At 68.7% G+C, this 26,381-nt stretch carries 22 protein-coding genes; all 22 read left to right on the forward strand.

Annotation, left to right across the window (positions count from 1 at the left end; genetic code table 11):
• The first annotated feature begins 106 nt into the window (after positions 1–106).
• The gene (locus TA3x_RS11285) at positions 107–3,031 is read left to right on the forward strand and encodes an FAD-binding and (Fe-S)-binding domain-containing protein (RefSeq protein ID WP_435021223.1); all 2,925 of its coding nucleotides are present in this window, start codon (positions 107–109) and stop codon (positions 3,029–3,031) included.
• Between the two features lie 64 nt (positions 3,032–3,095).
• Positions 3,096–3,560, forward strand: a complete 465-nt coding sequence (locus TA3x_RS11290; RefSeq protein ID WP_435021225.1) for a hypothetical protein — start codon at positions 3,096–3,098, stop codon at positions 3,558–3,560.
• Between the two features lie 134 nt (positions 3,561–3,694).
• Positions 3,695–4,744, forward strand: a complete 1,050-nt coding sequence (locus TA3x_RS11295; RefSeq protein ID WP_435021227.1) for a DUF1559 domain-containing protein — start codon at positions 3,695–3,697, stop codon at positions 4,742–4,744.
• Positions 4,745–4,882: 138 nt separating this feature from the next.
• Entirely contained in the window at positions 4,883–7,213 is a 2,331-nt protein-coding gene (locus TA3x_RS11300) for a prenyltransferase/squalene oxidase repeat-containing protein (protein ID WP_435021229.1), read from the forward strand.
• Positions 7,214–7,386: 173 nt separating this feature from the next.
• Positions 7,387–8,691: a hypothetical protein gene (locus TA3x_RS11305; RefSeq protein ID WP_435021230.1), complete on the forward strand. Its 1,305-nt coding sequence runs from the start codon at positions 7,387–7,389 to the stop codon at positions 8,689–8,691.
• A 337-nt stretch (positions 8,692–9,028) separates the two neighbouring features.
• On the forward strand, positions 9,029–11,089 hold the full coding sequence (locus tag TA3x_RS11310) for a PrkA family serine protein kinase (protein ID WP_435021232.1): 2,061 nt from the start codon (positions 9,029–9,031) through the stop codon (positions 11,087–11,089).
• Positions 11,090–11,151: 62 nt separating this feature from the next.
• Positions 11,152–11,790 (forward strand): Uma2 family endonuclease, encoded by a 639-nt coding sequence (locus TA3x_RS11315; protein WP_435021234.1) that lies wholly within the window; start codon positions 11,152–11,154, stop codon positions 11,788–11,790.
• A 289-nt stretch (positions 11,791–12,079) separates the two neighbouring features.
• Positions 12,080–13,183 carry a DUF444 family protein gene (locus tag TA3x_RS11320; protein ID WP_435021236.1) on the forward strand — a complete coding sequence of 368 codons (1,104 nt, stop codon included), beginning with the start codon at positions 12,080–12,082 and terminating at the stop codon, positions 13,181–13,183.
• A 34-nt stretch (positions 13,184–13,217) separates the two neighbouring features.
• Entirely contained in the window at positions 13,218–13,913 is a 696-nt protein-coding gene (locus TA3x_RS11325; protein WP_435021237.1) for a Uma2 family endonuclease, read from the forward strand.
• Between the two features lie 60 nt (positions 13,914–13,973).
• Positions 13,974–14,246: a hypothetical protein gene (locus tag TA3x_RS11330; RefSeq protein ID WP_435022341.1), complete on the forward strand. Its 273-nt coding sequence runs from the start codon at positions 13,974–13,976 to the stop codon at positions 14,244–14,246.
• 45 nt (positions 14,247–14,291) lie between these two features.
• Entirely contained in the window at positions 14,292–15,833 is a 1,542-nt protein-coding gene (locus tag TA3x_RS11335) for a SpoVR family protein (protein ID WP_435022343.1), read from the forward strand.
• Positions 15,799–16,281: a hypothetical protein gene (locus tag TA3x_RS11340; protein WP_435021239.1), complete on the forward strand. Its 483-nt coding sequence runs from the start codon at positions 15,799–15,801 to the stop codon at positions 16,279–16,281. Before TA3x_RS11335 ends, TA3x_RS11340 begins: the two co-directional genes overlap by 35 nt.
• A 197-nt stretch (positions 16,282–16,478) precedes the next feature.
• Positions 16,479–17,021, forward strand: coding sequence for an inorganic diphosphatase (locus TA3x_RS11345; protein ID WP_435021241.1), 543 nt, complete (start codon positions 16,479–16,481; stop codon positions 17,019–17,021).
• On the forward strand, positions 17,018–17,932 hold the full coding sequence (locus TA3x_RS11350; protein ID WP_435021243.1) for an SDR family oxidoreductase: 915 nt from the start codon (positions 17,018–17,020) through the stop codon (positions 17,930–17,932). Before TA3x_RS11345 ends, TA3x_RS11350 begins: the two co-directional genes overlap by 4 nt.
• Positions 17,933–18,061: 129 nt before the next feature.
• Positions 18,062–18,727 carry a CvpA family protein gene (locus TA3x_RS11355; protein WP_435021245.1) on the forward strand — a complete coding sequence of 222 codons (666 nt, stop codon included), beginning with the start codon at positions 18,062–18,064 and terminating at the stop codon, positions 18,725–18,727.
• The gene (locus tag TA3x_RS11360; RefSeq protein WP_435021247.1) at positions 18,690–18,908 is read left to right on the forward strand and encodes an RNA-binding S4 domain-containing protein; all 219 of its coding nucleotides are present in this window, start codon (positions 18,690–18,692) and stop codon (positions 18,906–18,908) included. Before TA3x_RS11355 ends, TA3x_RS11360 begins: the two co-directional genes overlap by 38 nt.
• Positions 18,909–18,988: 80 nt before the next feature.
• Complete coding sequence (locus TA3x_RS11365) at positions 18,989–20,368, forward strand: 6-phosphofructokinase (protein WP_435021248.1); 1,380 nt, start codon at positions 18,989–18,991, stop codon at positions 20,366–20,368.
• 149 nt (positions 20,369–20,517) lie between these two features.
• On the forward strand, positions 20,518–21,498 hold the full coding sequence (gene egtD, locus TA3x_RS11370; protein ID WP_435022344.1) for an L-histidine N(alpha)-methyltransferase: 981 nt from the start codon (positions 20,518–20,520) through the stop codon (positions 21,496–21,498).
• Between the two features lie 285 nt (positions 21,499–21,783).
• On the forward strand, positions 21,784–21,957 hold the full coding sequence (locus TA3x_RS11375; RefSeq protein ID WP_435021250.1) for a hypothetical protein: 174 nt from the start codon (positions 21,784–21,786) through the stop codon (positions 21,955–21,957).
• A gap of 138 nt (positions 21,958–22,095) precedes the next feature.
• Positions 22,096–23,670: a hypothetical protein gene (locus TA3x_RS11380; protein ID WP_435021252.1), complete on the forward strand. Its 1,575-nt coding sequence runs from the start codon at positions 22,096–22,098 to the stop codon at positions 23,668–23,670.
• Positions 23,671–23,673: 3 nt separating this feature from the next.
• Positions 23,674–25,230 carry a hypothetical protein gene (locus tag TA3x_RS11385; RefSeq protein WP_435021254.1) on the forward strand — a complete coding sequence of 519 codons (1,557 nt, stop codon included), beginning with the start codon at positions 23,674–23,676 and terminating at the stop codon, positions 25,228–25,230.
• 462 nt (positions 25,231–25,692) lie between these two features.
• Complete coding sequence (locus TA3x_RS11390) at positions 25,693–26,322, forward strand: hypothetical protein (RefSeq protein WP_435021256.1); 630 nt, start codon at positions 25,693–25,695, stop codon at positions 26,320–26,322.
• Positions 26,323–26,381 lie beyond the last annotated feature (59 nt).

A 26,381-nucleotide genomic window follows, 5' to 3' on the forward strand; every position in this document is an offset into this window, starting at 1 on the left:
GTTGGCATAGAATGAGGGCGGGACGATGACGGATGCGTCCCGAGGGACGGCCGAGGCCGATCCCCGATCGCCGCGAAGACCCGCGAGCCGCCGCACGATGCCCACCATGACCGCCGCAACGTCGCGGCTCCGCGACCGACTCAGCCGCGAGACCACGGCCGAAGTCCTCCTCGACGAGGGGAGCCGGTGGCTCTACGCCACCGACGCCAGCCTGTACCAGATCGAGCCGCTCGGCGTGGTCGTCCCGCGCACCGGGGACGACCTGGCCGCCGCCGTACGGATCGCCTTCGAGGAGGGCGTGCCGATCGTCCCCCGGGGGGCCGCCACCAGCCTGTCGGGCCAGACCATCGGCGAGGGGCTGGTGCTCGACCTGTCCAAGTACCTGAACCGGATCGGCATCGTCGACCGCGACCGGATGACGGTCAAGGTGGAGCCGGGCGTGGTGCTCGACCGCCTCAACGCCCACCTCCGGCCGCTCGGCCTGATGTTCGGCCCCGATGTGTCGACCGGCGACCGCGCCACCCTGGGCGGGATGATCGGCAACAACTCGGCCGGCGCCCGGTCCCTGAAATACGGCAAGGTCGTGGACCACGTCCGGTCGCTCGACGTGGTGCTGGACGACGGCACCCGCACCACGTTCGGGCCGACCTCGGCCGAAGACCTGGATCGGATCTGCCGCCAGGACGACCGGGTCGGACGGATCCACCGATCGGTCCGCGACACCGTGGCCCGGCACCGCGCCGCGATCGAGGCCCGGTTCCCGAAGATCCTCCGCCGGGTGAGCGGGTACAACCTGGACGAGCTGGTGCCCGGCCTGGCCCGGCGGGCGCCGGGGTGGGTCGATGGGCCGTGGGCGTTCAACCTGGCCCGGCTGATCGTGGGGTCGGAAGGAACCCTGGCCGTGATCGCCTCGGCCGAGGTCAACGTCGTGCCGATCCCGCCCGCGCAGGGGCTGGTGATCCTGTCGTTCGCCTCGATCCCGGCGGCCCTGGACCGGCTCAATGAGATCATCGCCACCGGACCGGCCGCCGTGGAGATGGTCGACCGGATGATGCTCGACCTCGCCGCGCGGAACCGGGACTATGCCCGGAGCCTGAGCTTCGCCTCCGGACGCCCCGAGGCGATCCTCGCCGCCCAGTTCTACGCCGACTCGGCCGAGGAACTGGCCGACCGCGCCGGCGACCTCGCCCGGCGGTTCGAGGGGCAGCCCGGCGTACTCGGCGTCCGGCAAAGCCTGAGCGAGTCGGCCAAGGACGACTTCTGGAAGATCCGTAAGGCCGGCGTCTCCTTGCTCATGGGCATGGTCGGCGACCACAAGCCGGTGGCGTTCGTCGAGGATACGGCGGTGGCCCCGGAGGTCCTGCCCGCCTTCTACGACCGATTCGCCGCGATCCTGGCCCGGCACGGCACCCACGGCGCCTGCTATGGCCACGCCGACGTCGGCTGCCTCCACATCCGGCCGGTCCTGAACGTGAAGACCGCCGAGGGGGTCGAGACCCTGCGAGAGATCTCCCGCGAGGTGTCCGACCTGGTGGTCGAGTTCGGCGGCTCGATGAGCGGCGAGCACGGCGACGGCCTGGCCCGGAGCATCTGGAACCGCAAGCTGTTCGGCGACGAGGTGTATGCCGCCTTCGGCGAGGTCAAGCACGCCTTTGACCCCCGCGACCGGATGAACCCCGGCAAGGTGGTGGCCGAGCCCGACCCCGGCGCGTCGCTGCGGATCGGCCCGACCTATCACGCGGTCGAGCCCGAGGAGGTGCTGTTCGACTTCGACGCCCAGGGCGGGTTCGCCCGCGCCGCCGAGATGTGCTCGGGCGTCGGGGCCTGCCGCAAGAACGGCGGCGGGACGATGTGCCCGAGCTACATGGTCACCCTGGACGAGCGCCACACCACCCGCGCCCGGGCCAACGCCCTCCGCCTGGTCCTGGACGGCACCATGCCGGCCGACAACCTGGACCACCCCGCGCTCCGCGAGGCGCTGGACCTCTGCCTCCAGTGCAAGGCGTGCAAGACCGAGTGCCCGTCCAACGTGGATATGAGCAAGCTCAAGGCCGAGGTCCTGCACCAGTCCTACAAGGGCCGGCCGGTCCCGCTGGGCGTCCGGCTCATGGCCTACATCTTCCGACTCAACCCCATCGGCTCGGCCACCGCCCCGCTGGCGAACGCGACCCTGCGCAGCCCCGCCTTCCGGTGGCTGATGGAGAAGCTGGCCAGGATCGACCGTCGCCGCACCCTGCCGACCTTCGAGTCGAACCACCTCCGCAAGTGGTTCAAAGCCCACACGCCCGACCCTCGGGCCGGGTCGCGCGGCAAGGTGATCCTCCTGGACGACTGCTTCACCACCTACAACAGCCCGGATGTCGGCCGGGCGGCGGTTCGGGTCCTGGAAGCGTCGGGCTACACGGTTGAGTTGGCTGGATTGCCGTGCTGCGGCCGGCCGGCGATCTCCAAGGGCCTTTTGACCCTGGGACGCGACCTCGCCCGCGAGAACGTCCGACGGCTGGTGGGAGCGGCCCGCGAGGGGACGCCGATCCTGGGATGCGAGCCGAGCTGCCTGCTGACCCTGGTGGACGAGTATCGCGACTTCCGCCTCGGCCCGGATGCCGACCTCGTCGCGGCCTCGGCGCGGATGGTCGACAGCTTCATCGCCGACCGCGAGGCCGTGCCGGACCTGCCGCTGACCGCCGGCTCGCCCGAAAAAGTCCTGCTCCACGGCCACTGCCAGCAGAAGGCGCTGGTGGGAACGGCCGGGACGCTCGCCGCGCTGCGGAGGGTCGAGGGGCTGGAGGTGTCGGAGCTGGATTCCGGCTGCTGCGGGATGGCCGGGTCGTTCGGCTATGAACTCGGCCATTACGAGGTGAGCGAGGCCCTGGCCAACCGTGTCCTCCTCCCCGCATTGGCGAAAGAACCGGGCACGCGGCTGGTGGCCCCCGGCTTCTCATGCCGGAGCCAGGTGCACGGATTGGCCGGCGTGGATGCCGTCCACCCGCTCGAATTGATCGCTTCCCGGCTCGCTCCGCCAGAGGCTTGACGAGGGGCGCGGGGCCGCTGATGATGAGGGCTCGATCCTCCCTCCTCGTGCAGACACCGGCCCCGTGACCCACCACCCTCGCCACGCCCGACCCTCACTGCGTCGCCCCGCCTGGGTGGCGATCGTGGCGGCGCTGTGGCTGGCGGGCGGGATCGCGCCCGGTGCGCTGGCCTCGCCGGGCATCGCGGCCAACGCGGGCGAGGGGAAGCACCGCTGCCCGTGCGGGATGGATTGCGGCACCGTGTGCTGCTGCAGGCACAAGGCGCCCGCGAAGCCGAAGCCGGGCAAGCCCCCGGCCCGCACGCCGGCCAAGGCCGGACCGTGCATGGGGATGGCCCCGTGCGGCGGGGCGCTGCCCCCGGGCGTGTCGGCCGTGGCCTTGTCCGTGGAGAAGGCCGACTGCCCCGCGATCGTGGCCTTCGTGCCCGGCTTCTCCTCCTCGATGCTGGTCCCCCCCGGATCGGATCGGAGTGAGGGCCTGGCCGGATCCCCTCCCGACGAGCCGCCGGAACGTCGCATCGACGCCTGAATGCCCCGCGTCCGCACGCCTGACGCGGCCATGACGTCGACCGTTCCTGGCCAGCCTGCGCCGCCGATCGGGGCCTCCTGCCCGCATCGATCGGTCGTGGGCCCGTTCGCCCCTCCTCGGAAAGATCCGAAGCCATGCGCCGTCGCGCCTTCACCCTGATCGAATTGCTGGTCGTGATCGCGATCATCGCGGTCCTGATCGCCCTGCTGCTGCCCGCCGTGCAGGCGGCCCGCGAGGCCGCCCGCCGCAGCCAGTGCACCAACAACCTCAAGCAGTTGGGGCTGGCGATGCACAACTACCACGCCACCTCGAACAGCTTCCCGGTCGGCTTTTTGTACCCGGCCAACACGACGGGCCTGCCCGTCCCGGCCCTGCATTACCGCTGGTCGCCCCTGGCGCAGATGACGCCGTTCCTGGAGCAGACCAACGTCTACAACGCCCTGAACATGAACTACCCGATCGCCCCCGGGGCGACCGGCGTCTACGGCGGGGCGCCCTGGACCCCGTTCGCGGCCAACACCACCGTGACCGGGTCGATCGTCAATACGTTCCTCTGCCCGAGCGACGGCGCCGCTCCCCCGACGACGCTGCCGGGCGGCGTCCACTCCGGGCCGAGCAACTACCACTTCTCCACCGGCGACGGCTCGCCGGGCACCGCCGTCCCGGGCGATGCGGGCGTGACCGTGCCGGCCAACGGGGCGTTCGTCCTGGGCCCGGCCCAGGGGATCGCCAGCATCACCGACGGGTCTAGCCACACCGTGGCCGCGTCCGAGCAGCTACTCGGCCCGGCCGCCGGGGGGGCCTCCACCCAGTCCGGGGCGACACCCGTGCCGCAGGACGTCCGGCGGGCGGCGGCGGTTTCCTCCGCCCCGCTGACTGATGCCGGCTGCGCCGCCCCGACCGGCTGGCGGCTGGACAAGGGCTTCGGCTGGTGGGATGGCGACTACCGCAGCTCGCTCTACAACCATTACCTCACGCCCAACTCGCGGTCGTTCGACTGCTGGCAGAGCAGCCCGCCCCACAACCCGGCGATCAAGGCGGCGCGGAGCAACCATCCGGGCGGCGTCAACGTCCTGTACTGCGACGGCCACGTCGGTTTCGCCAAGGATGCAATCAACCTCGCCACCTGGCGGGCCCTGTCCACCCGGGGCGGCGGCGAGGTCGTCTCGGCCGACGCCTTCTGACGGGGTTCCGGCATGAGCCGCGGCCGGGGATCGATCCCCGGCCGCGGAGGCTCCGCTGGCGTGCGGAGCCGAATTATCCTAAATTCGGAGGCCGACCGCGCGGGGCAGACGACCGGACCGATCCGCAGGACGCGACCAATGACTGGCCTGAACATGGAATCGTTCCTCCGGCTGATCCGGGCCGACCTCGGCGCGTGGTCCAGCCTGGCCGTGATCGCGGTCGTCCTGGCCCTGATGACCTGGACGAGCTGGGGATCGCGCCGGGCTTTGTGGAAATGCCTGGTGCTGTCGGTGGCCGTCCATGCCGGGCTGCTCGTCTACGGGAACGCGCTGGCCCCGCTGCTCGGCCTGACGCGGATCGACGGGTCGGGGGCGAAGCGGCCGATCGAGGTCGTCGAGCGGGTGCGGATCGCCCCGGTCCCGGACGACCGTTCGGGCGCGACCGGCGCCGGTGGGAAGCGGCCCCGGAAGGTGGAAGCCTGGGACCGAGACCGCACTCCGCTGGCCCTGGACGACCCGGCCTCGCGCCCGCCCCGGCCCGAGCCGGTCCAGGCGGCCCCCGCCATCGAAGCCCCGACGGTCCCCGAGCCGCTGGCGGCCGAGCCGGTGGTGGCGGAGGCCATGACCCCGACCCCGGCGGCCCCCGAACCGGCGCAGGCCCCCGCGCCGGTGGCTGCGGCCGAGGCGGCCCCCGACGTGGCCCCCCTCGCCGCGGCCGAGGCGGTGCCCGACGAAGCATCGCCCCCGCCCCGGCTCGCCCCGGAGCCGGCCCCCGGCCTGGCGATGGCGGGGGGCGAGGACCTACGCGCCCGCACCTCGCGATCGGCCGCCAACCCGGGCCGGTCGCCCATGGGCGCGGGGATGGTCGCCGGCCCGTCGACCCGGGGGCCCATCGTCGAGCCGTCCGAGGCGCCCACGCTCCCGGCCGCGGTCCCGCCCGCCTCCGGACCGGAGCGGCGACCCGCGTCGGTCCCGGCCGCCCCCTCGTTGCCGCTGGGGCCGGATCTCGAACCGCCGATGGCCCCGTCCGAGTCGTCGGCACCCGCCCCGCCCCGGGTCGCGACCAACCCCGCCCCGATGCCCGCGCTGCCCGAGGCGGACCTCCGACGCTCGACCCGCCCGGCGCGGGGGACGCCGGAGCCCGCCCCGATCGTCGCGCCGGGGCGTCTGCAGGAGGCCCGGCCCCCGGTGGCCATGGCCCGGGTCACGCCGTCCGGCCCGTCGAGTTCGCTCGCCCTGCCGAGGCCCGGCGGCAGGCGGGCGCTTTCCGACGTGCCCACGGTGTACCGCTCGCGGCTCGACCCCAATCGCGCCACGCTGGCGCAGCGGGCCGGTGCCAGCGTGGCCAGCGAGCAGGCCGTGGAGAAGGCCCTGGAATGGCTGGCCAAGCACCAGGACGCCGACGGACGCTGGGACGGAGGCACCGCGCGGACCCGCGACGGCACGGCCCTGGGCGACGACGACTCGTTCACCTCGCACTGCGACCCCGGCGACATCTGCTACGGCGAATGCCTCTACTGGGAGGCCGACACGGCCCTGACCGGCCTGTCCCTGCTGGCCTACCTGGGCGCGGGCTACACCCACGTCGACGGCAAGTATGCCCAGACCGTGGATCGAGGGCTCGACTTCCTGCTCCGATCCCAGAAGGAGGACGGCGACCTCCGGGGGGCGAGCACCGCCGTGGGGATGTACTGCCACGCGATGGCGACCCTGGCCCTGGCCGAGGCCCACGCCCTGACAGGCGACAGCCGGCTCCGCGAGGCGGCCGAGAAGGGGGTCGGCTTCCTGGTCCGGTCCCGGGCCAGCGACGGGCTGGCCTGGCGCTACACCCCGGGCGAGCGGCCGATGGGGGATACCAGCATCCTGGGCTGGGCGGTCATGGCCCTGCGCACCGGCCGGGTCATCGGGGTGACGATCCCCGCCTCGATCCAGCCGGGCGTCCAGGCCTGGCTCAAGAAAGTCGCCGGCGGGACCGATGGCGGGCTCGCCCGCTACCAGCCGGGGACCGAGGTCGACCCCACGATGACCGCCGAGGCCTGGGCGTGCCGGCAGTTCCTCGGCTTCGGGGGGCCCGGGGCCGCCAGCGACGAGGCCGCCGCCTACCTCCTCCGCAACGGGCCGGCCAAGGGGCCGTACAACATCTATTACTGGTACTATGGCACCCTGGCCATGTTCCAGCGCGGGGGCGAGGACTGGAAGGCCTGGAACGGCCAGGTCCGCGACCGGATCGTCGCCCGCCAGGAGACGCTGGGGCACAAGGCCGGGAGCTGGGAATCCGACAAGACCCAGCACGGGTCGCGGGGCGGGCGGATCTACGGGACCGCCCTGGCGACCCTGACCCTGGAGGTCTACTACCGCTATCTCCGGCTCTACGAGGCCACGCCGGCGGTCCCCGCGACCGGGCCCTCGCGCTCGGTCGACGCCGGGGCGAGGCGGGCCGGCTCCGGGATTGCCCCGGCCGGCCGCTGATCGCTGGCCCCGTCGCGCCGGGGGGCGTACAATCGTCCGCGACGGCCGGTTCGGGCCGGGGCCTCGGCGCGAGGGGGGCGTGAACGTTGGACGCATGGACCGACCTACCTTGGATCTGGGCCCAATCGACCGGATCGGGGGGGCCCGGCCCGGCACCGCCCCCCGACGATTCCTTGAGGATCGCGATCCTGGCGATCCGCCGCTGGTGCGGCGGCCTCACCCTGTCGCCTCCGGAGCCCGTCCCCGGGCTGGTCTCCCCGGGCCTGTGGGCCTGGCTGGCCGGGCTTGGTGCCTTGCTGACCGTGGCCGCCGCGCTCCAGGGGCCCGGCCGGGCGTTCCTGCAGATGATCGACCTGGCCGGGCTCGCCCGGCTCCTCTCCGACGCCGTGGAGCGGCTGAGGAAGGCGGCGCGGATGGTCGTCGCGGTCGTGGCCATGACGGTCGTCACCTGGACCGCGGGCCAGGCCGTGTCCTACAACAAGCCGCAGGGGCTGGATGAAGTCCGGCTGTTGACCCGGGGGTATTCCCGGGTCGATGTCGCCCTGGGGCAGGGGGTGCTCGCCGCGGTGACGCCGCTCCGCGACATCCAGGCGTTGGGGATGATGATCCCGGTGCTGGCCGCGGCCGTGATCATCCTGTTCCGGTTCAACTTCGACAGCTGGGGGACGGGGATCCGGCCGCCCCGCGAGATTCGGGAGCGGGCCTCGCGCTGGTCGATGCTCGGCTGGGCGGGGACGGCGGTCTACCTCCTGTATTACCGGGTGATCGCCGCGATGGCGGGGCAGGGGGGGATGCCGGTGGGCGGCTGGCTGGTGGTCGAGGTGGTGGTCGCCCCCGCCTTGATGGCGCTGGCCACGGGCGTGGTCCTGGCCTGGGTGCTGGCCGAGCTGCGCGGCGTGGGCGTGGACGGGTCGTCGGGCGAGGCGATGGATGTCCTGGGCTCCGTGCTCCTGTTCCCGGCGGCGATCCTGGCGAGCCTGCTCACCTTCCCCGCGGCGTACCTGGCGATGTCCACGCTCCTGGTCAGCGCCTATGCCCCGCCGGACACCGCGGTCGGGAAGGCGCTGGCGCCCTCCATCCGCTGGGCCCTGGGCTGGGGGCTGGCCGAGATCCAGGCGTTCGGCCTGGCCTGGGTGGGCCTGCTCGGGGCGGTGGCCTGGAGTCGGGGGACCCCCCTGGATTCCCTCCGGGGCTATGCCCGGATGCTCGCGGCCGAGGGAGGGCGGCTGGTGGCCCTGGTCGCCGCGGCCGGCCTGGCGGCGTGGGCGGGGTCGGCCCTGGCCTACCTGGTGATGCTCGCGTTGCCCGCATCGACCTGGGTCCTGGCGGCGGCCGACAGCTATGCCCACTATGCCACCCTGCCGATCGGGCTGGTGCTGCTGTCCGCCCTGGTCGAGTTGGGAGAACGTTCCCTGCCGATGGCCGAACTCGCCGACGCCGCGGCGCCTCCGGAGGATGGGGGCGACGGGCCGGGCTGAAGTGGAGGGCGGCCGGCCCGGGGCGATCCGGTTCGCTTGACACGAAATGGGGGGCGGGGTTGTAATGGACGGTGAAGGCCGGGTGCCCGAAGCGATGGGGCCCGCACCCGCCGCTGTCAGGCCGCTTCGCCCACTCCTCCGGGCCGGCTCGGGCATCCCAGACCGAGTGTCCGCCGGCTTCCTCGTCGATCCACGACGTCATCTTGACAATACGGCCAAGCCTCGCCCCGAGGACTCTCTCGCCACGCGCGGGTCCCGAGCCGCCCGACCGGCTCCCGCGCCTTTTCGCGATGCGCACCGCCCGACGGATCCACACCGTTCAGGAGGGAGATCGCCCATGTCCGCAGGATCAGACCTGATCGCCCAGATTGCCGGCCGCCAGAACCTGGCGGACTACCAGAAGAAGCACTGGACCGGCAGTTTCGCCGAATATCTCGACATCGTCCGCGCCGACCCGAAGGTGACGCGGACCGCCTACCAGCGGATCTACGACATGATCCTGTCCCACGGCACCGATGAGGTGACCGTGAACAAGGAGAAGGTCGCCCGCTACAAGTTCTTCGACGATCCGATCGGCAACGGCCAGGACGCCATCTTCGGCCTGGACCGGACCGCGATGAGCCTGGTCAACGTCCTGAAGAGCGCCGCGCATCGCTACGGGACCGAGCGCCGCGTCCTCCTGCTGCACGGGCCGGTCGGCAGCTCCAAGAGCACGATCGCGAGGCTGCTGAAGAAGGGGATGGAGCACTACACCCGGACCGACGACGGGGCCCTCTATACCTTCAGCTGGAAGGAGGAAGGCCCCGACGGTCCCGAGACCTTCGTCGATTGCCCGATGCACGAGGAGCCGCTCCACCTCGTCCCGCCCGAGTCCCGCGCCGACCTGGTCGAGTCGCTGGCGGCCGCCGCGCCGGACTATCCCTACCCGATCACCATCGAGGGGGACCTCTGCCCATTCTGCCGCCAGACCTTCAACGAGCGGCTGGCGAAGTACGACGGGGATTGGTCCAAGGTCATGGGCGACATCCGGATCCGCCGTCTCGTGCTCTCGGAGCAGGACCGCGTCGGGATCGGCACGTTCCAGCCCAAGGACGAGAAGAACCAGGATGCCACCGAGCTGACCGGCGACATCAACTACCGCAAGATCGCCGAGTACGGCACCGAGAGCGACCCCCGGGCGTTCAACTTCGACGGCGAGTTCAACATCGCCAACCGGGGGATCATCGAGTTCGTCGAGGTCCTGAAGCTCGACGTGGCGTTCCTGTACGACCTCCTGGGGGCCAGCCAGGAGCACAAGATCAAGCCCAAGAAGTTCGCCCAGACCGACATCGACGAGGTCATCATCGGGCACACCAACGAGCCCGAATACAAGAAGCTCCAGAGCAACGAGTTCATGGAGGCGCTGCGGGACCGGACGGTGAAGATCGACGTCCCGTACGTGACGCGGCTCTCCGACGAGATCCACATCTATCAGAAGGATTACAACAGCCGGAAGGTCCGGGGCAAGAGCATCGCCCCGCACACCCTGGAGGTGGCCGCGATGTGGGCCATCCTGACCCGGCTGGAGGAGCCCAAGAACGCCGGGCTGACCCTGCTCCAGAAGCTCAAGCTCTACAACGGCAAGACCCTGCCCGGCTTCACCGAGGACAACATCAAGGAACTCCGCGAGGAGGCCGAGCGCGAGGGGATGCACGGGATCAGCCCGCGCTACGTCCAGGACAAGATCTCCAACGCCCTGGTCGCCCACGCCGACGAACGATCGGTCAACCCGTTCATGGTCCTGAATGAGTTGGAGGCCGGCCTCAAGCACCACTCCCTGATCAATAGCGACGAGGTCAAGAAGCACTACAAGCACCTGCTCGCGGTGGTCAAGGAAGAATACGAGGACATCGTGAAGAACGAGGTCCAGCGCGCCATCGCCGCCGACGAGGACGCCCTGTCCCGGCTCTGCGGCAACTACATCGACAACGTCAAGGCCTACACCCAGCGCGAGAAGGTCAAGAACAAGTACACCGGCCAGACCGAGGAGCCCGACGAGCGGCTGATGCGGTCGATCGAGGAGAAGATCGACATCCCGGAGAGCCGCAAGGACGACTTCCGCCGCGAGATCATGAACTACATCGGGGCGCTCTCGCTGGACGGCAAGAAGTTCGACTACCGGACCAACGAACGGCTCCAGAAGGCCCTGGAGCTGAAGCTGTTCCAGGACCAGAAGGACACGATCAAGCTCACCAGCCTCGTCTCCAACGTCATCGACAAGGACACCCAGGAGAAGATCGACATCGTCAAGGGCCGCCTGATCCGCAACTACGGCTACGACGACGACTCGGCGACCGACGTGCTCAACTACGTCGCCAGCATCTTCGCCCGCGGCGACGTCAAGCGCGGCAACCACTGACCGAACCGGCCGGGGGCGACTCCCGCGTCGCCCCCGGCCGCTCCCCATGACGGAGACCGGACATGGCCACCAGCACTGCCGAGGCCGAAGCGGCGACGCCCGCGACCGAACCGATCGCGACTTTCCCGCGACATCGCCTGACGATTGACCGTTACCTGGCGATGGTCGAAGCGGGGATCTTCGGCGAGGACGAGCCGATCTTCCTCTGGCGTGGGGAGCTTGTCGAGAAGATGACCAAGGGTCGCAACCACACCATCGTCCAACTCGTTCTGCAAAATCTCCTGCTCGCCATGATGCCCGAGACTCATCATGTCGAGATCGAGGCGCCCATGGTCGTCGGCGAGACGAGCCTGCCTGAGCCGGACCTCTCGGTGATCCGCGGAGCGATCCGCGATTATCCCGACCGGCCTCCTGGGGCCCGGGATGCTGCCTTGGTCATTGAGGTTGCCGATTCCAGCCTGCGGATCGATTCGGTGACCAAGCTGGCCGCCTATGCGTTCGAAAGCATCCCCATCTATTGGATTGTCAAACTCGCCGAACGTCGCATCGAAGTTTGCAGTGGGCCGACAGGCCCGGCCGAACCGGCGACCTACCGGGAGCGAAGGACGTACAATCGAGGAGAGGAAGTGCCGGTCGTGCTCGATGGTCGCGAGGTCGGCCGGGTGCCCGTCGATGCGATCTTCCCGGCCGATCGGGGTTGAGCGACGGATCACCTTCGGTCTATGATTTGCCGTATGGCTCGGCGGGGCCGTCCGAGCCCGACGGATCGTGGCTCGTCGAGATGCGATCCCGCCCACGCCCGCCCTTCCATCCTCCAACAGTCCACCCCGATCTTTGCCATCCGGGCCCCGGTCGACCGCTTGAGTCGTGGGCACGCACTGCCGCGTCCCCGGGCTCGCGGGTCTGTCTTCGAGCGAACCCGACGGGGTCGTTCGGGCACCTTGGCCGCCCCCGGTGACGCCGTCCTCCAACGTCGAGGGACCAGCGGCCGTGGTACGGAAAATCGAGCGGGATCAGAATCGGTTCAAGCAGATCGTCCGCGGCAAGATCAAGGACGACCTGCGCAAATACATCACCCACGGCGAGATGATCGGCAAGACGGGGGGCGAACTCGTCTCGATCCCCCTGCCGCAGATCCAGATCCCCGAGTTCCGCTACGGCCCCAAGAACAGCGGGGGCGTGGGGCAGGGGCCCGGCGACGTGGGGACGCCGATCGGCCGCGCCGGCGACGGCGAGCCCGGCGCCGGCGCGGGGGACTCGCCCGGGGCCCACATCCTGGAGGTCGAGCTGACCCTCGACGAACTGGCCGAGATCCTCGGCGAAGGGCTCGCCCTGCCCCGGATCCAGCCCAAGGGGCGGGCCAACATCATCGAGGAGAAGGACAAGTACACCGGCATTCGCCAGACCGGGCCGGAGAGCCTCCGCCACTTCAAGCGGACCTACAAGAAGGCCCTGAAGCGGCAGATCGCCTCGAACACCTACAACGCCGCCGACCCGATCGTGATCCCGGTCCGCGAGGACAAGCTGTATCGCTCCTGGAACCCGGTCTTCCTTCCCCACTCCAACGCCGTGGTCATCTACCTGATGGACGTGTCGGGCAGCATGACCGACGACCAGAAGGAGATCGTCCGGATCGAGGCGTTCTGGATCGATACCTGGCTCCGGAGCCAGTACGACGGCGTGACGACCCGCTACGTGATCCACGACGCGGTCGCCCGCGAGGTCGACCAGCACACCTTCTACCACACCCGGGAGAGCGGCGGCACGCGGATCAGCTCCGCCTACAACCTCGCCCACAAGATCATCGAGGCCGACCACCCGGTCGCCGACTGGAACATCTACGTCCTCCACTTCTCCGACGGCGACAACTGGGGCGAGGACAACCGCAACTGCGTCGCCATGCTCCGCGACCAGCTCCTGCCCAAGTGCAACCTGTTCGGCTACGGCCAGGTGGAGAGCCCCTACGGCTCGGGCGAGTTCTTCCGCGAGCTGGAAGAGGCCTTCGAACACGTGCCGAACCTCGCCCTGTCCGAGATCCGCAACAAGGACGGGATCTACGAGTCGATCAAGGAATTCCTGGGCCGGGGCCGGTGATGGACGACACCCGGGTCGGGATGGAGTGAGAACGATGGCGACCCCGATGGCAGTACCGAAATCGAAACCCTCGCCGACCCGGGGGAGTTCGGGAGATCAATGTGTCGCGATGTCGGGTGTGGGTTGGCATGGCTATGAGGCAGCTCTCCGGGTGCGAGGCGACCAATCTCGACCCCGGCTGATCTACCTCGATGGGGATGTCTTCTTCGTGTCACCCTCCGATGCTCACGAACGGATGAATCTACGGATCGGCACGATCCTCCACGAGATCATCCTCGGGCTGCGCATCCCCTGCCATCGCACGGGGCAGACCACTTTTCGGAGGGAGAGCCGTCGTGGAGGAGTGGAAGGGGATCAAACCTACTACTTCGCCAACGAGGCGAGGGTCCGGGGGAAGCGACGAATCGACCTCAACATCGACCCACCGCCCGACCTTGCCGTCGAGGTCGTTCACACCCACGACGCCGATGCTGCACTGGAGGTCTATGGACGCCTGGGCGTGCCCGAGGTTTGGGTGTGCACGGAGGAAAACCTGGTGATCCTGGCCCGGCAGCCCGATGGCGAGTATCAGGCGATCGAGTCGAGCCTTTCCTTGCCGTTCCTCACCCGGAAAGAAATCTTCGAAAGGGCGAGACAGCCCGAGGATCTTCCCGAGTTGGAATGGATGGAAGGGATTCGTCGCTGGGTCCTGGACGAGTTGGTCCCCAGGGTCCGGGGTCGGGCCGGTTGACGCTGGGGCATTCAGAAAACGTACCGCGTCGTGTCGCAAGACGATGCCGAGGTGAACCGCATGGCGATGTTCCGCGTCCCGTATCCCGGCGACCCCGAGAAGCGCAAGGCCCTGTTCGAGAAGGCCGCCGCGAAGCTCGGGCGTCATGGCACGTATGAGGGGACCCCCGACGGCGGGACGTTCCAGGGGACGACCCCGATCGGGGCGGTCGCCGGGGCGTATCGGAGCCCGGCGGGGGCCGATTACCTGGAGATCGAGATCCACAAGAAGCCGTGGGTCGTGCCCGTGGCGCTGGTCGAGAACAAGGTCCGCGAGTTCATGGCGCAGGTGTGAGAGACAGTCCGGCCCGAGACCAGGGGAGGTACGCCGATGTCGATCATGAGCACCGAGCACAACCTGCCGGCCGACCTCCGGGAGCTGCAGGTCGAGATCGAGGCCCACGCCAAGGGCTATGGGCTGGACTTCTACGACACGATCTTCGAGGTCCTCGATTACGACGAGCTGTCCGAGATCGCCGCCCTCGGCGGGTTCCCGACCCGCTACCCGCACTGGCGGTTCGGGATGGAGTACGAGCAGCTCAGCAAGGGCTACCGCTACGGGCTCCAGAAGATCTACGAGATGGTCATCAACAACGACCCCTGCTACGCCTACCTCCTCCGGTGCAACCAGCGGGTCGACCAGAAGCTCGTGATGGCCCACGTCTACGGGCATAACGACTTCTTCAAGAACAACATCTGGTTCAGCCAGACCAACCGCAAGATGATGGACGAGACGGCCAACCACGGCAACCGGATCCGGTCGCTGATGGAACGTTTCGGCGAGGAGACCGTCGAAGACTTCATCGATAGCTGCCTGTCGCTCGAAAACCTGATCGACATGCACTCGCCGTTCATCAAGCGGCGTGATGACGTCAGCCGCTACGACTTCCACCCCGACGGCCAGGACGGCGGCGACGACGGCCGGTTCCGGAGCAAGGGGTACATGGATGCCTACATCAACCCGCCCGACCACCTCAAAGAGCAGGCCCGGCTGAAGGAGGCGGAGAAGGCGAAGTCGAAGCAGTTCCCCGAGGTGCCCGAGCGCGACGTCCTCCTGTTCCTCCTGGAGAACGCCCCGCTCAACGCCTGGCAGCGCGACGTGCTCGACATCGTCCGCCAGGAGGCGTACTACTTCACCCCCCAGGGGCAGACCAAGATCATGAACGAGGGGTGGGCGTCGTTCTGGCACTCCACCATCATGACGACCAAGACCCTGGAGCCCTCGGAGCTGCTGGACTACGCCGACCACCACTCGGGCACGATGGCCACCCAGCCCGGGCGGCTCAACCCGTACAAGCTCGGCATCGAATTATTCCGGGATATCGAGGAACGTTGGAACAAGGGGCAGTTCGGCCCCGAATACAATGAGTGCGACGACTACGAGACGCGGATGCGGTGGGACACCGGGGCCGGGCTCGGCCGGGAGAAGATTTTTGAGGTCCGCCGGATCCACAACGACGTCACGTTCGTCGACACCTTCCTGACCCCCGACTTCTGCCGCCGTCATCAGATTTTCAGCTTCAAGCACAACGACCAGCACGAAACCTACGAGATCGAGAGTCGGGAGTTCAAGAAGGTCAAGGAGCGGTTGCTGTTCGGGCTGACCAACTTCGGACAGCCGATCATCCGGGTGAAGGAAGGGAACTACCGCAACCGCGGCGAAATGGTCCTGCTGCACGAGCATTTCGGGATCGACCTGAAGCTCGACCATGCGCAGGACACCCTGCGTCATCTCCACCGCCTCTGGACGCGACCGGTCCACATCGAGACCAGCGTCGATGGGCGGCCTACCCTCTTGTCATTCGACGGGACGGATCACACGATCCGGCCCTTGGGAGGAGCATCCCATGACCCTGAGCCGAGAGATCGCCGTCGCGGTTGACCGCCTGCCCGAAGGGGCTGCCCTGCCATGCCGGGTGGACGTGGAGTCGGGCCCGAACCGGCTCGGCCTCGAACTCGTCGCCTGCGGCCCGGTGGGCCTCGCCTTCAACACCCTCGACTTCGCCGCGACCGGCGGCGCGGACCGCGGCCCCGACGACCTCCGCGCCTGGGGGGACCGCCTGGCCGGCCGCCTGACCTACCTGATGGAACCCCTGGTCCTGCTCGAAGTCGACCACCTCGCCGGGGAGGCCAAGCTGCGGAGCAAGGCCCCGACCGCCCGCGAGGATCTCCGGTCGTTCTACGAAATCCGCCTGGGCCGCGCCGGGACGCTCCGCCTCCGCCGGATCGCCTTCGACGGGACGACCCGGGCCCGCCGTGCCGTCCCCTGCCAGATGACCCGCGAGGTGCTCGAACGCCTGGCAGACGACCTCGCCGCGTCGGCCGCCTGAACTCTTTCCATCCCTCCGATCGTGCGCGACGCGGGGCCCCGGGACCGTCCGGGCCCCGCGTCGCGTCGTTTCCGGAATGAGACGTCCTCGGCCCGCCAGGCCGCGCCCGTTGGTGTCTCCCCCTCGGCTTGCTATAATCGGGCCCGATCGGTTCGCCCTCAAATTTGGATTCCCACGAAGGGGAAGGCCCCACCACGATGCTGCATCCCTGGCATGACGTTACACCCGGCGAGAACCTGCCCCGCGAGTTCAACGCGCTCGTCGAGATCCCGATGGGGTCTAGCGTCAAGTATGAGCTGGACAAGAAGACCGGCCTGCTCCGGCTCGATCGGGTGCTCTACTCGGCGGTCTACTATCCGGCTAACTATGGCTTCATCCCCCAGACCTTCGCTGAAGATGACGACCCCCTCGACGTCCTGGTCCTGTGCCAGGAGGCCGTGGCCCCGATGACCCTGGTCACGGCCCGCGCCATCGGCCTGATGACCATGCTCGACACCGGCAAGCCGGACCACAAGATCCTGGCCGTCGCCGTCGGCGACCCCGAGTTCAACAGCTTCCAGGAGGCGGCCGAACTCCCCTCGCACCGGCTGTCGATGCTCCGCCGGTTCTTCCAGGACTACAAGTACCTGGAAGGGAAGTCGGTCGAAGTCGACGAGATCCAGTCGTCGGAACTGGCGCTGCCGATCATCGAGGACTCGCTCCAGCGCTACAGCCACCAGCGGCGGAAGGGCTTCCAATGAGCCCGCTGAACGCGGTCGTCGTCGGCGGCTCCGGCCAGATCGGCGGCTGGCTGCTGCGCACCCTCGCCGAGCGCGGGCATCGCGGGGTGGGGACGTATGCCACCGTCGCCTACCCCGGGCTGGCCCACCTCGACGCCTCCGACCTGGAAGGGTCGGCGGCCTGGGTCCGCGAGCAGAAGCCCGACGTCGTGTTCTACCCGGCCGGGTTCACCTGGGTCGACGGCTGCGAGCGCGACCCGGCGAAGGCCCGGGCGGCGAACGTCGAACAGCCGCTGAATCTGGCCCGGGCCGCGGCGGAGTCGGGGGCCCGGTTCGTCTACTTCTCGACCGACTATGTCTTCGACGGCGTCGCCGGGCCCTACGACGAGAAGAGCCCGACCCGCCCCCTCTCCGTCTATGGGCAGGCCAAGCTCGAGGCGGAGCAGGCCCTGGCCGCCGAACTCGGCGATCGGCAACTGACCGCGCGGACCGCCTGGGTCTTCGGGCCGGAACGGCAGGGGAAGAACTTCTCCTACCAGCTGGCGCGGGCCCTGGCGGCGGGCAAGACCCTGGGATGCCCGTCCGATCAGGTCTCCAACCCGAGCTACGGGCCCGACGTGGCCCGGGCCGTGGTGGAACTGGTCGAGGCGGGCGAGTCGGGGCTGATCCACGTCGCCGGACCCGAGCTTTTAGACCGGGTCCAGTTCGCCCGGATCCTGGCCGACGGCTTCGGGCTCGACCGGGACCTGATCGTCGGCAAGACGACCGCCGAACTCGGCCAGGGGGCCCCGCGCCCCCTGGCCGGCGGCCTCCTCTCGCCCCGGCTCGGCACGCTGCGGCCGGGCGTGATGCGGCCCCTGTCCGAGACGATGGCCGACTTCGTCTCGCGCATCAACCTCGACGCCGACCTCGCCCGACCGATCCCGTCCTGAGAGGGGCCGGCCCTGGGATCGGCGATTCTCACTTTGCGGATCGCCGCCCTCCCGGTACAGTGGTTCCGCGGGCCTGGACGGAGTCCGGGCCCGCGCACGCACACACGACGAGAATCCGGGAGGTCAGGGATGACGATTTATGACGCGGCCATGGCCGGCGTGATCATCTTGGGGATGGTATGGGGTGCCTGGCGCGGGATCACCTGGCAACTGGCGAGCATCGCTTCGTTGGTGCTGGGCTACTCCGTGTCCCAACCGCTCTCCGCGCAGCTGGCCCCCAGGTTCCCCGGCGATCCGACCGTCTCCCGGGCCCTCGCCATGCTGACGGTCTACGTCGGGGTGTCGGCCGCCGTCTTCCTGGTGGCCTGGGTGGTCCGGGCGACCCTGCGCCGGATGCAATTCGAAGCCTTCGATCGCCATCTCGGGATGGTCCTGGGCGGCCTGGAAGGGGCGCTGCTCGGCCTGGTGATCACCCTGTTCGTGGTCAGCCTGGCCCCCAAGAGCCGCGACCCGATCTTCGCGAGCCCCTCGGGCAAGGTCGCCGGCAAGGTGATGCTGGCACTGGGGCCGATCCTGCCGGCCACCGCCCGGGACATCATCGACCCGATCTTCGACCCGGATCGGGCCGAGGAAGTCCGACGCCAAAATGACGAGGTGACGGACGCCGTCGCGTCCGGCCTCAAGGTCTCCCCCGAACTCCTTTCGATCGGCCGCGAGATCGGCCGCGCGAGCACCGCCCATGCCGGAAACCCCGAACGTGCCCGAACCTCTGAACGTCGGCGAGCGGCCTATTAATCTGACCCAGGTCCTGAAGCTGGCCAGCTGGGTCGGTAACGGGGGAGAAGGCAAGGCCCTGATCGCCGAGGGCATGGTCCGCGTGAACGGAGAGGTCGAACTCCGCAAACGCCGACAGATGGCCCTCGGCGACGTCGTTGAACTGGAGGGCGGGCCCAGCCTCGTCCTCGTCAAGGCCTAGCCCGCCGCGTCCCCTCTCCCTCGTGAGGACGCGGCCCGAGGTCGGGCGCGGTCGATCCCAACCGGACGGAAGCAACCACGATGAAGCGGATCGGAATCCTGACGGCGGGGGGAGATACCCCGGCCCTCAACGCCACGATCGCCGGCGCCGTCGAGCAGGCCAACCAGGCGCGGGTCGAGGTCTACGGGATCATCAAGGGATTCAGCGGGCTGTTGAATCGCCAGGTCCCGCACGTCCACTTGAACCCCCTCTACCACAGCATCCCGGAACTGGACCCGACGCGCGGGGGGACGATCCTCGGGGCGTCGCGAGACTACGTCGACGGCGACGATTCGGAGACGATCGCGCGGGTGGCCGAGCGGCTCAAGAAGCTCAAGATCGACGGATTGGTGTGCGTGGGCGGCGACGGCACACTCAACGGCATGCAGCCTTTGAGCAACTATCTTCCCGTCGCTCTCGCCCCCAAGACGATCGACAACGACCTCGGGCTCAACTACCCGGAGGAGCCTAACGAATGGATTCGCGAGCCCAGCGAAGGGTCGCGGGGCTATCGTTATCGGAAGCAGCCGGGACGCGAGTTCACCAACGACGAAATGGTGAATTACGTCACGCCGGGATATGCAACCTCGGTTTACGTTTCGTCCCAGAGCGTCCAGCGCATCCGCACGACCGCCGAGAGCCATCGCCGGGTGGCGATCATCGAGGTCATGGGCCGGGATTGCGGGATGATCGCCCTGGGCACCGCCTATGGCCAGCCCGACATCATCCTGGTGCCCGAATCCCCGGTCGATCCCGGCCCCCTCGTCGAGAGGGTGATTGCCATCCTCGACATCCAGAAGCACGCGGTCATCTGCGTCTCGGAAGGGATCGTCGACAAGGACGGGGACATCCTCGGCTCGAAGGTTGCGAGCAAGGACCCGGCCGGCAACGTCCAGTACACCGGGGCCGCCGAGGCCGTCAAGCGGCTGCTCGTCGAGCAGATCGGCGATGCGTTCTTCACCCGCCAGCGGCGCAACGAGAGCGCCGACGCCGCGATCTTCGTCCGCAAGATCGGCCACACCCAGCGCGGCGGCCGGCCGATCCTCTTCGACCGGTTCTATGCCGCCCAACTCGGCGGCAAGGCGGTCAGGCTCTTGCTGGACGGCTATCATAATTGTGTCGCGACGCTCCAGTGCCGCGACGGAGGCTTCCACCTCGACAGCATGGATGCCAACAAGCTCCGCGATCGCTGGGGCATCATCCATGCCCGGCCGCTGCCCCTGGCGTTCTACGATGCCGAGCGATTCCAGCCGTCGAAGCAGGGCGTCGAATACTTCCGGTCGATGTTCACGAATGCGTTGGGGGCCGATGATATCGAGGCGACGCGGACCCTGTTCAACACCGGCAACCTCGTCCGCCCCTATGATTCGGTGAACGTCCACGTCCACAAGCGGATCCGCCGGATCGATCCCGGGGCCTGATGGCGTCGGCCGGTGCCTGCGGGTTGGCACCGGAGATGCTCAGTTTCGGGGCCCCGGCTCCGTCCGCATCCCGGATCAGCCGCAACGTCGTCATGAGGTGCTTCTTGCCATCCGAGGCCGTATCGACCCCGCTGACGCAACGCTTGACGATGCTCTCCGCCCGGACTTCGGGTGATGAATCGCCGGCTGTTTTCGCCCAGGCCGTCCGGGATGGCCTGGGGGCGGATCCCAAGACCCTTCCATGCCGCTACTTCTATGATGCGGAGGGATCCCGACTCTTCGAGGAAATCTGCGACCTGCCCGAATACTATCCGACCCGGACCGAGGATCAGATCCTCCGCGATCACGCCGATGCCATGGTCGATGGCTGGATGCGCGACCCGGTCATGATCGAGCTGGGCAGCGGGAGTTCGACCAAGACCCGCCGCCTGATCGCGGCGTCGCTCCGGGCTTATGGCGGCCTGCATTACGTCCCCATCGATGTCTCCGCATCGATCCTCGAAGATTCGGCCCGATCCCTGGTCGCGGACTTCCCGGCCCTGGAAGTGACCGGGTTTGTGGCCAACTACCGCGACGCGCTGGATACGGTGTTCGATCGCTTCTCGGGCCCGAAGCTCGTCGTGTTCCTCGGCTCGAGCCTTGGGAACTACGAGTCCGACGAGGCGGTCGATTTGCTCTCCCTGATCGCCCGGGGCATGGACCCGTCCGATCGCTTGCTTTTGGGGACCGATCTGGACAAGGATCCGGCGATCCTGGAAGCCGCCTACGACGACGCTCGGGGGGTCACGGCCCGGTTCAACCTCAACCTGCTGGAGCGGATCAATCGCGAGCTGGGGGGCCGATTCGACCCGGGCCAGTTCGAGCATCGGGCCATTTACCGCGCCGATCGGGGCCGGGTCGAGATGCACCTCGTCAGCCGGAAGGATCAGGTCATCCCGATCGAGGAGGCGGGGATCTCCGTCCGCCTGGCGGCCGGCGAGTCGATCCACACCGAGAGTTCCCACAAGTATTCCGAAGGCCTGCTCCAGGACCTGGCGCGTCGGGCCGGGTTCGAGGAGGAGGCGGCCTGGACCGACCGCCGGGGATGGTTCCGCGTCCAGAAATGGCGGCCTGCCCATCAGGGTTATTGATTCGGTCCCGTTTCCGGGAAATTGTGTGTGGGCGAAGGCTGGATTTCGCGATACTATCAGTTGCGGATCGAGGGGCGGGCTGACGAGGCCCGTCCTCGCATCGACGATGAAGTGGCCGGCTTTCGTTTCCGGAAGTGTGTTCTGCTAAATGAATTGCGCTTGGTGAAGGCGATTTAAACCGATCCTCCCCCATCCCGGATGGGGTTGCGGTCTTTCCTGGAGAGGCCCCTCATGGCGAATGGCATGCTTCTGTCGAAGGTGGAATCCCTCCCGATTTCGGAATCCGTGCTTCCCGTGAACGCGAGCGTGGGGAGGCGGTGGAAGTTTCGCCGCAACCTGGTGATCTACGTCGCGAGCCAGCAGGGGATCTCCCAACGGCTCCTCGCTGACGTGTTCGACCTCCCCCATTCCCGCATCGCGGCCATCCTCAAAGAATTTCGCACCAAATACAGCATCTAAGGCGGCCGAGGCGGGATCCCCTCGCCCTGCGATCCTCGACGAGCGGCGGATGTCCCGCGCCCTGAGACTCGTTCCCGGGGACGTCGGGGACATCGTCGCGGGGCCGCGCGGGGCCGCGCCCCCGTATGATCCAACTTCATGAATACAAAGAATCACCCCGAGACGGTGGGGCCACCCGTGACGGAGTCCGGTCGCCCGCAGACCCCGAAACAACTCCACGACTGGATCCGAGCCTATACGGGGATCGAGATCCCGAGCCAATCGGTGTGTGCCGGCCACCAGTCCCCCTGGGATTGCTTCCGGACGATCCACCTCGACCGCCCCTCGATCGCCCTCGTCCTGGGCTCGCGAGGCTGCGGCAAGTCGTTCCTCTCCGCGCTGGACACGCACATCACGAGCCGGTGGAATCCCGGTCACGGGACGAGGATCCTGGGGGGGAGCAAGGCGCAGTCGGAGCAGATCTATCGCGCCTTGCGCGAGATCGCGACCCAGTACGAGGGCACGAATGGGAACGATGCCGCCGCGATCGCCCGGTTGCGGAAGGATGGGGCCTCCTATGTCAACGGCTCCGAGGTCGCCATCCTGGCCGCTTCGAGCACCAGCGTCCGGGGCCCGCACGTCGCCAGCCTGAAGCTCGACGAGGTCGACGAGATCGATGTCGACCTGCGCGAGTCGGCGATGGGGATGTGCATGGCCTTGAGTCCCAGGGGGGAGCGGGGGAAGGGCCTGCGGGCATCCGCCCTGATGACCTCGACCTGCCATCGGGTGAACGGGCCGATGGCGCAGCTGGTGGAGCGGGCCAGGGAAGGGGAGTTCCCGCTGTTCACCATGTGCGTGTTCGAGGTGCTGGAGACGTGCCCGGCCGAGCGGTCCGGGCCGGGCCTGGAGAGATGCCCCGAGTGCCCGATCGTCCGATGGTGCCACTCGGAATTCGTCGACGGGCTGCCCAAGGCCAAGAGGTCCCAGGGCCATTACACCATCGATTCCTTGATCCAGAAGGCGAAGACGACCGGGATCCGGACCTTCGAGGCCGATTATCTCTGCAAGTTGTCGGGCAGCGACTCGGCCTGGTTCCCGGAGTTCGACCCGGCCCGGCACGTGTCGGAACGCGCCGAGTTCATCCCCGGTTTCGATGTCCACCTGGCCGTCGACTCGGGGGTGTTCACCGGCGCGGTCTTCTTCCAGGTGATCCCCCCGGCCGACGGGCGGTCGGAGACGGGCGAGACGATCCACGTCTTCGCCGACTACCTGGCCGAGGGCCGGTCGGCCGAGGCGAACGCCCGGGAGATCGTCCGATTGTCGGAATCGGTCTGCCTGGGCCGCCGCGATCGCGCATCGACCGACCCGGCGGGGAATTCCCGGACGGCGATCGGCCCGACGGTGCTCGCCGAGTACCGGAGGGCCGGCCTGGAGTTGCAGCCGTGGCCCCTGGGCAAGGTCGCCGATGGCCTGGCCCTCCTGGAATCGTTCATCAACCCGGCCGGTCCCGACGTCCGGTTCCTGGTCCATCCGCGGTGCGTCGCGATGATCCGGGCGTTGCAGAGCTACCGTCGCGCGAAGCGTGCCGGGGATTATCTCGATTATCCCGCCGACCCTCAACACCCCCACGAAGACCTGGTGGACGCGCTCCGGGGCGGGTTGAAGGCGGCATTTCCCGAGGGGAGGATCCCGAAACCGTCCTACCGGCGCGTCAGCGCCAGCAAGGCTTTCTAGGCGATGCCCCAGAACAAAGAAATCCTCGACTTCCTCCGCCGTCGGCATCCCGAATGGCAGGAACATCAGGTCCGCTGGCGGTGGCTCCTCGACTCGCTCGAAGGGGGCGAACGCTATCGCCAGGCGGTCTACGGCCACGACCCGCGCGGGGTGCCGGTCCGCAACCTGATCCGCCACAAGCGCGAGTACCCCGACCCGCGCGAGCCGGGAGCCCTGTACGACCCGCTCGGGCTCGGCCAGCACGGCAACGGCGCGGATCCGGCCACCACCGCCACCGATGACGACTACGAACTGCGTCGCGCCCGCACGCCGGTCCCGACCTTCGTGGCCGAGGCGATCGACACCCACCTGTCGCGGATCTACGCCCGGGAGGTCCGCCGCGCCGGCCCCGATCGCCTGATGGGCTGGTGGCGCGACATCGACGGGTGCGGGACCACGATCGATCAGTGGATGGCCGAGGTGGTCGCGCCCCTCCTGCTGGCCCTGGGCCAGCTCGACCTCTGCTTCGACCATCCGATGGCCCCGGAGGGGGAGACGATCGCCACCCGCGCCGACGTCGAACGATTCGGCCTGGGGCAATGCCTGGCCTCGTACATCCTGCCCGAGAACATGCTCTGGTGGCGGCTCGATCCGGCCGGATCCCGCTATGTCGAGTGCCTGGTCCTGGAGACCCACGAGGTCGGGGACGTCTGCGAACTTCGCTACCGGCACTGGACCGACGAGGATTCCACCCTCTATGACGCGGACGGGAATACCCTGGGCGTCACGCCCCACCCGTTCGGTCGCGTCCCGATCGTCCGGGTCTTCGACCGCCGCAAACCGCGTTGCAAGAACATCGGCCAGCCCCGATACGAGGGGGTGGCCGAGCGTCAGCGCGAATATTACAACCGGGATTCGGAACTGATCCTCTCGGACACGACCCAGGCCCACCCCCTGCTCCAGGGGCCCGAGGACTTCATCAACGCCGACGGCACGATCCCGATCGGGCCCAACTGGCTCCTGCCCAAGAAGAAGAACACGCAGGGCGGGTCCGCGACCTATGAGGGATTCGACGTCGTCCCATTCCCCAAGGAAGGGGCGGATTCGATCCGCAAGAACAAGGCGGACATCCGCGACGACGTCGACCGGGATTCGGCCCTGATCCGGCCGTCCGGACGCACCGGGACGTCGCAATCGGGACTGTCCAAGGTGATGGATCATTCCGACGGCAACAACCGCCTGGCCAAGATCGCCAAGATCCTGGCCCGCGCCGAGGAACAGATCGCCGAGATGGCGCTGCTGGTCCTGGACGACGGGATCACGCCCCTGGATGTCCTCCGGGCGATCCAGGTGGCCTACCCGACCGAGTTCGACCTGTACACGGCCGGGGACGTGGCCGCCGCGGCGGCCAGCTTCCAGGCCCTGATGGCCAGGGCCGGAGACCTCCCGTACACCGAAGGCCTGATGCTCGGGAAACTGATGCGTCTCTGCCTGCCGGGACTCAACGACGACCAGTATGCGCGGTGCGATGCCGAGATCTCGGCGAGGCTCGCCGAGGGGGCCCATCCGGGCCCGCGCTGAGTCCAAGGTCTTTCGGGCGAGGTCGCTTCCACCATCGGGCCCGCCGGGGCCCGCCGGTGGGGCGGCCTCGCCCGGTTCGATTTCCGGCTGGCCGCGATTTGGGATGGGATCCCCGGCCGGTTTCCGGGGCCAATGTGAGCGGCGAAATTCTGCTTAATGTGTTGTGGTTTTTCGTCTTGTGTCTCGCGGTGGCCCAGGGCGATGTTGCCGTTCTCGCCGAATGTAGCGGGACGATGGTGGGGAGGACCTCGAAAGCTCACCACCGCGATCGATCCCGAGCGTCGTCCGGCTTCGTTTGAAGCGATATTCGAGGCGTTCGAGACCCTTCCATGATGCTTTCGCTGTTCTCCGCCTTCGCCATCGGACTTTCTTTCACGATCGCCATCCTGACGATCGTCGTGCCCCTCCTCCGCGGCCTCGGCGACCCCCGTCGCGACAATCTTTGATCTGTTGGGAATCACCATGAGATTGTGCCAATACCTGATGTCACCCGAGCCGGAGGCCGGCGGCGGCCCGGCGGTCGACGAGGTGGTGACGATCGCCCGGGCGGAACTCGACGCCTTGCAGGCCCTCGCCGCGAAGGCCGCCGAGGCCGCCCGGATCACGGAGGAGCGGGCCGAGGACGCCAAGGTCCAGCTCATGGCCCGCGACGCCGCCCATGCCCGCGAGCTCGCCGCCCGGGACCAGCGGTCCGCCGACCTGGAGCGGTCCTATCGATCGGCCCTCCGCGATCGCGAGATCGCCGCGGCCCTGGTCGGCAAGCCGCTGATCCCGGGTGCGGCGTCGCAACTCATGCAACTGTGGCGCGACGACTTCGACGTCATCGACGATGGCGGGCAGGTTCGCATCCTGGGCCGCGATGGCCGGGCCGTCGAGCAGGTCATCGCCGATCGCCTGGGCGGGCCCGAGTTCGCCCACTTCTGCGTCCCGACCTCGCGGGGGGGCACCGGGGCCCGCGGGCAGAATCGCTCGGCGAGCCCCGCCCAGCCCCCGCCAGGTCCCCGGAGCCTGGGCGAGGCGGCCGTGATGCGGTGGCAAGTCGCCGCGTCGGCCGAAGGGATTCACGAACGGGCGGGCTGGGGCCGCCGCTGAGCCTCGCCTCCCCACTCCTACCACCCGCGTCCCGACCTCCCCGCGCCGTCCCGGCCCGT

This window comes from Tundrisphaera macrotermitis, assembly GCF_051175315.1.
Lineage (GTDB): Bacteria > Planctomycetota > Planctomycetia > Isosphaerales > Isosphaeraceae > Tundrisphaera.

Excerpts from the sequence above, each read along its gene's own strand:
- TA3x_RS11285 (WP_435021223.1), top strand. The coding sequence starts at position 107 with ATGACCGCCGCAACGTCGCGGCTCCGCGACCGACTCAGCCGCGAGACC.
- TA3x_RS11295 (WP_435021227.1), top strand. The coding sequence starts at position 3,695 with ATGCGCCGTCGCGCCTTCACCCTGATCGAATTGCTGGTCGTGATCGCG.
- TA3x_RS11300 (WP_435021229.1), top strand. The coding sequence starts at position 4,883 with ATGACTGGCCTGAACATGGAATCGTTCCTCCGGCTGATCCGGGCCGAC.
- TA3x_RS11310 (WP_435021232.1), top strand. The coding sequence starts at position 9,029 with ATGTCCGCAGGATCAGACCTGATCGCCCAGATTGCCGGCCGCCAGAAC.
- TA3x_RS11315 (WP_435021234.1), top strand. The coding sequence starts at position 11,152 with ATGGCCACCAGCACTGCCGAGGCCGAAGCGGCGACGCCCGCGACCGAA.
- TA3x_RS11325 (WP_435021237.1), top strand. The coding sequence starts at position 13,218 with ATGGCGACCCCGATGGCAGTACCGAAATCGAAACCCTCGCCGACCCGG.
- TA3x_RS11330 (WP_435022341.1), top strand. The coding sequence starts at position 13,974 with ATGGCGATGTTCCGCGTCCCGTATCCCGGCGACCCCGAGAAGCGCAAG.
- TA3x_RS11335 (WP_435022343.1), top strand. The coding sequence starts at position 14,292 with ATGAGCACCGAGCACAACCTGCCGGCCGACCTCCGGGAGCTGCAGGTC.
- TA3x_RS11340 (WP_435021239.1), top strand. The coding sequence starts at position 15,799 with ATGACCCTGAGCCGAGAGATCGCCGTCGCGGTTGACCGCCTGCCCGAA.
- TA3x_RS11345 (WP_435021241.1), top strand. The coding sequence starts at position 16,479 with ATGCTGCATCCCTGGCATGACGTTACACCCGGCGAGAACCTGCCCCGC.
- TA3x_RS11350 (WP_435021243.1), top strand. The coding sequence starts at position 17,018 with ATGAGCCCGCTGAACGCGGTCGTCGTCGGCGGCTCCGGCCAGATCGGC.
- TA3x_RS11355 (WP_435021245.1), top strand. The coding sequence starts at position 18,062 with ATGACGATTTATGACGCGGCCATGGCCGGCGTGATCATCTTGGGGATG.
- TA3x_RS11365 (WP_435021248.1), top strand. The coding sequence starts at position 18,989 with ATGAAGCGGATCGGAATCCTGACGGCGGGGGGAGATACCCCGGCCCTC.
- egtD (WP_435022344.1), top strand. The coding sequence starts at position 20,518 with ATGCTCTCCGCCCGGACTTCGGGTGATGAATCGCCGGCTGTTTTCGCC.
- TA3x_RS11380 (WP_435021252.1), top strand. The coding sequence starts at position 22,096 with ATGAATACAAAGAATCACCCCGAGACGGTGGGGCCACCCGTGACGGAG.
- TA3x_RS11385 (WP_435021254.1), top strand. The coding sequence starts at position 23,674 with ATGCCCCAGAACAAAGAAATCCTCGACTTCCTCCGCCGTCGGCATCCC.
- TA3x_RS11390 (WP_435021256.1), top strand. The coding sequence starts at position 25,693 with ATGAGATTGTGCCAATACCTGATGTCACCCGAGCCGGAGGCCGGCGGC.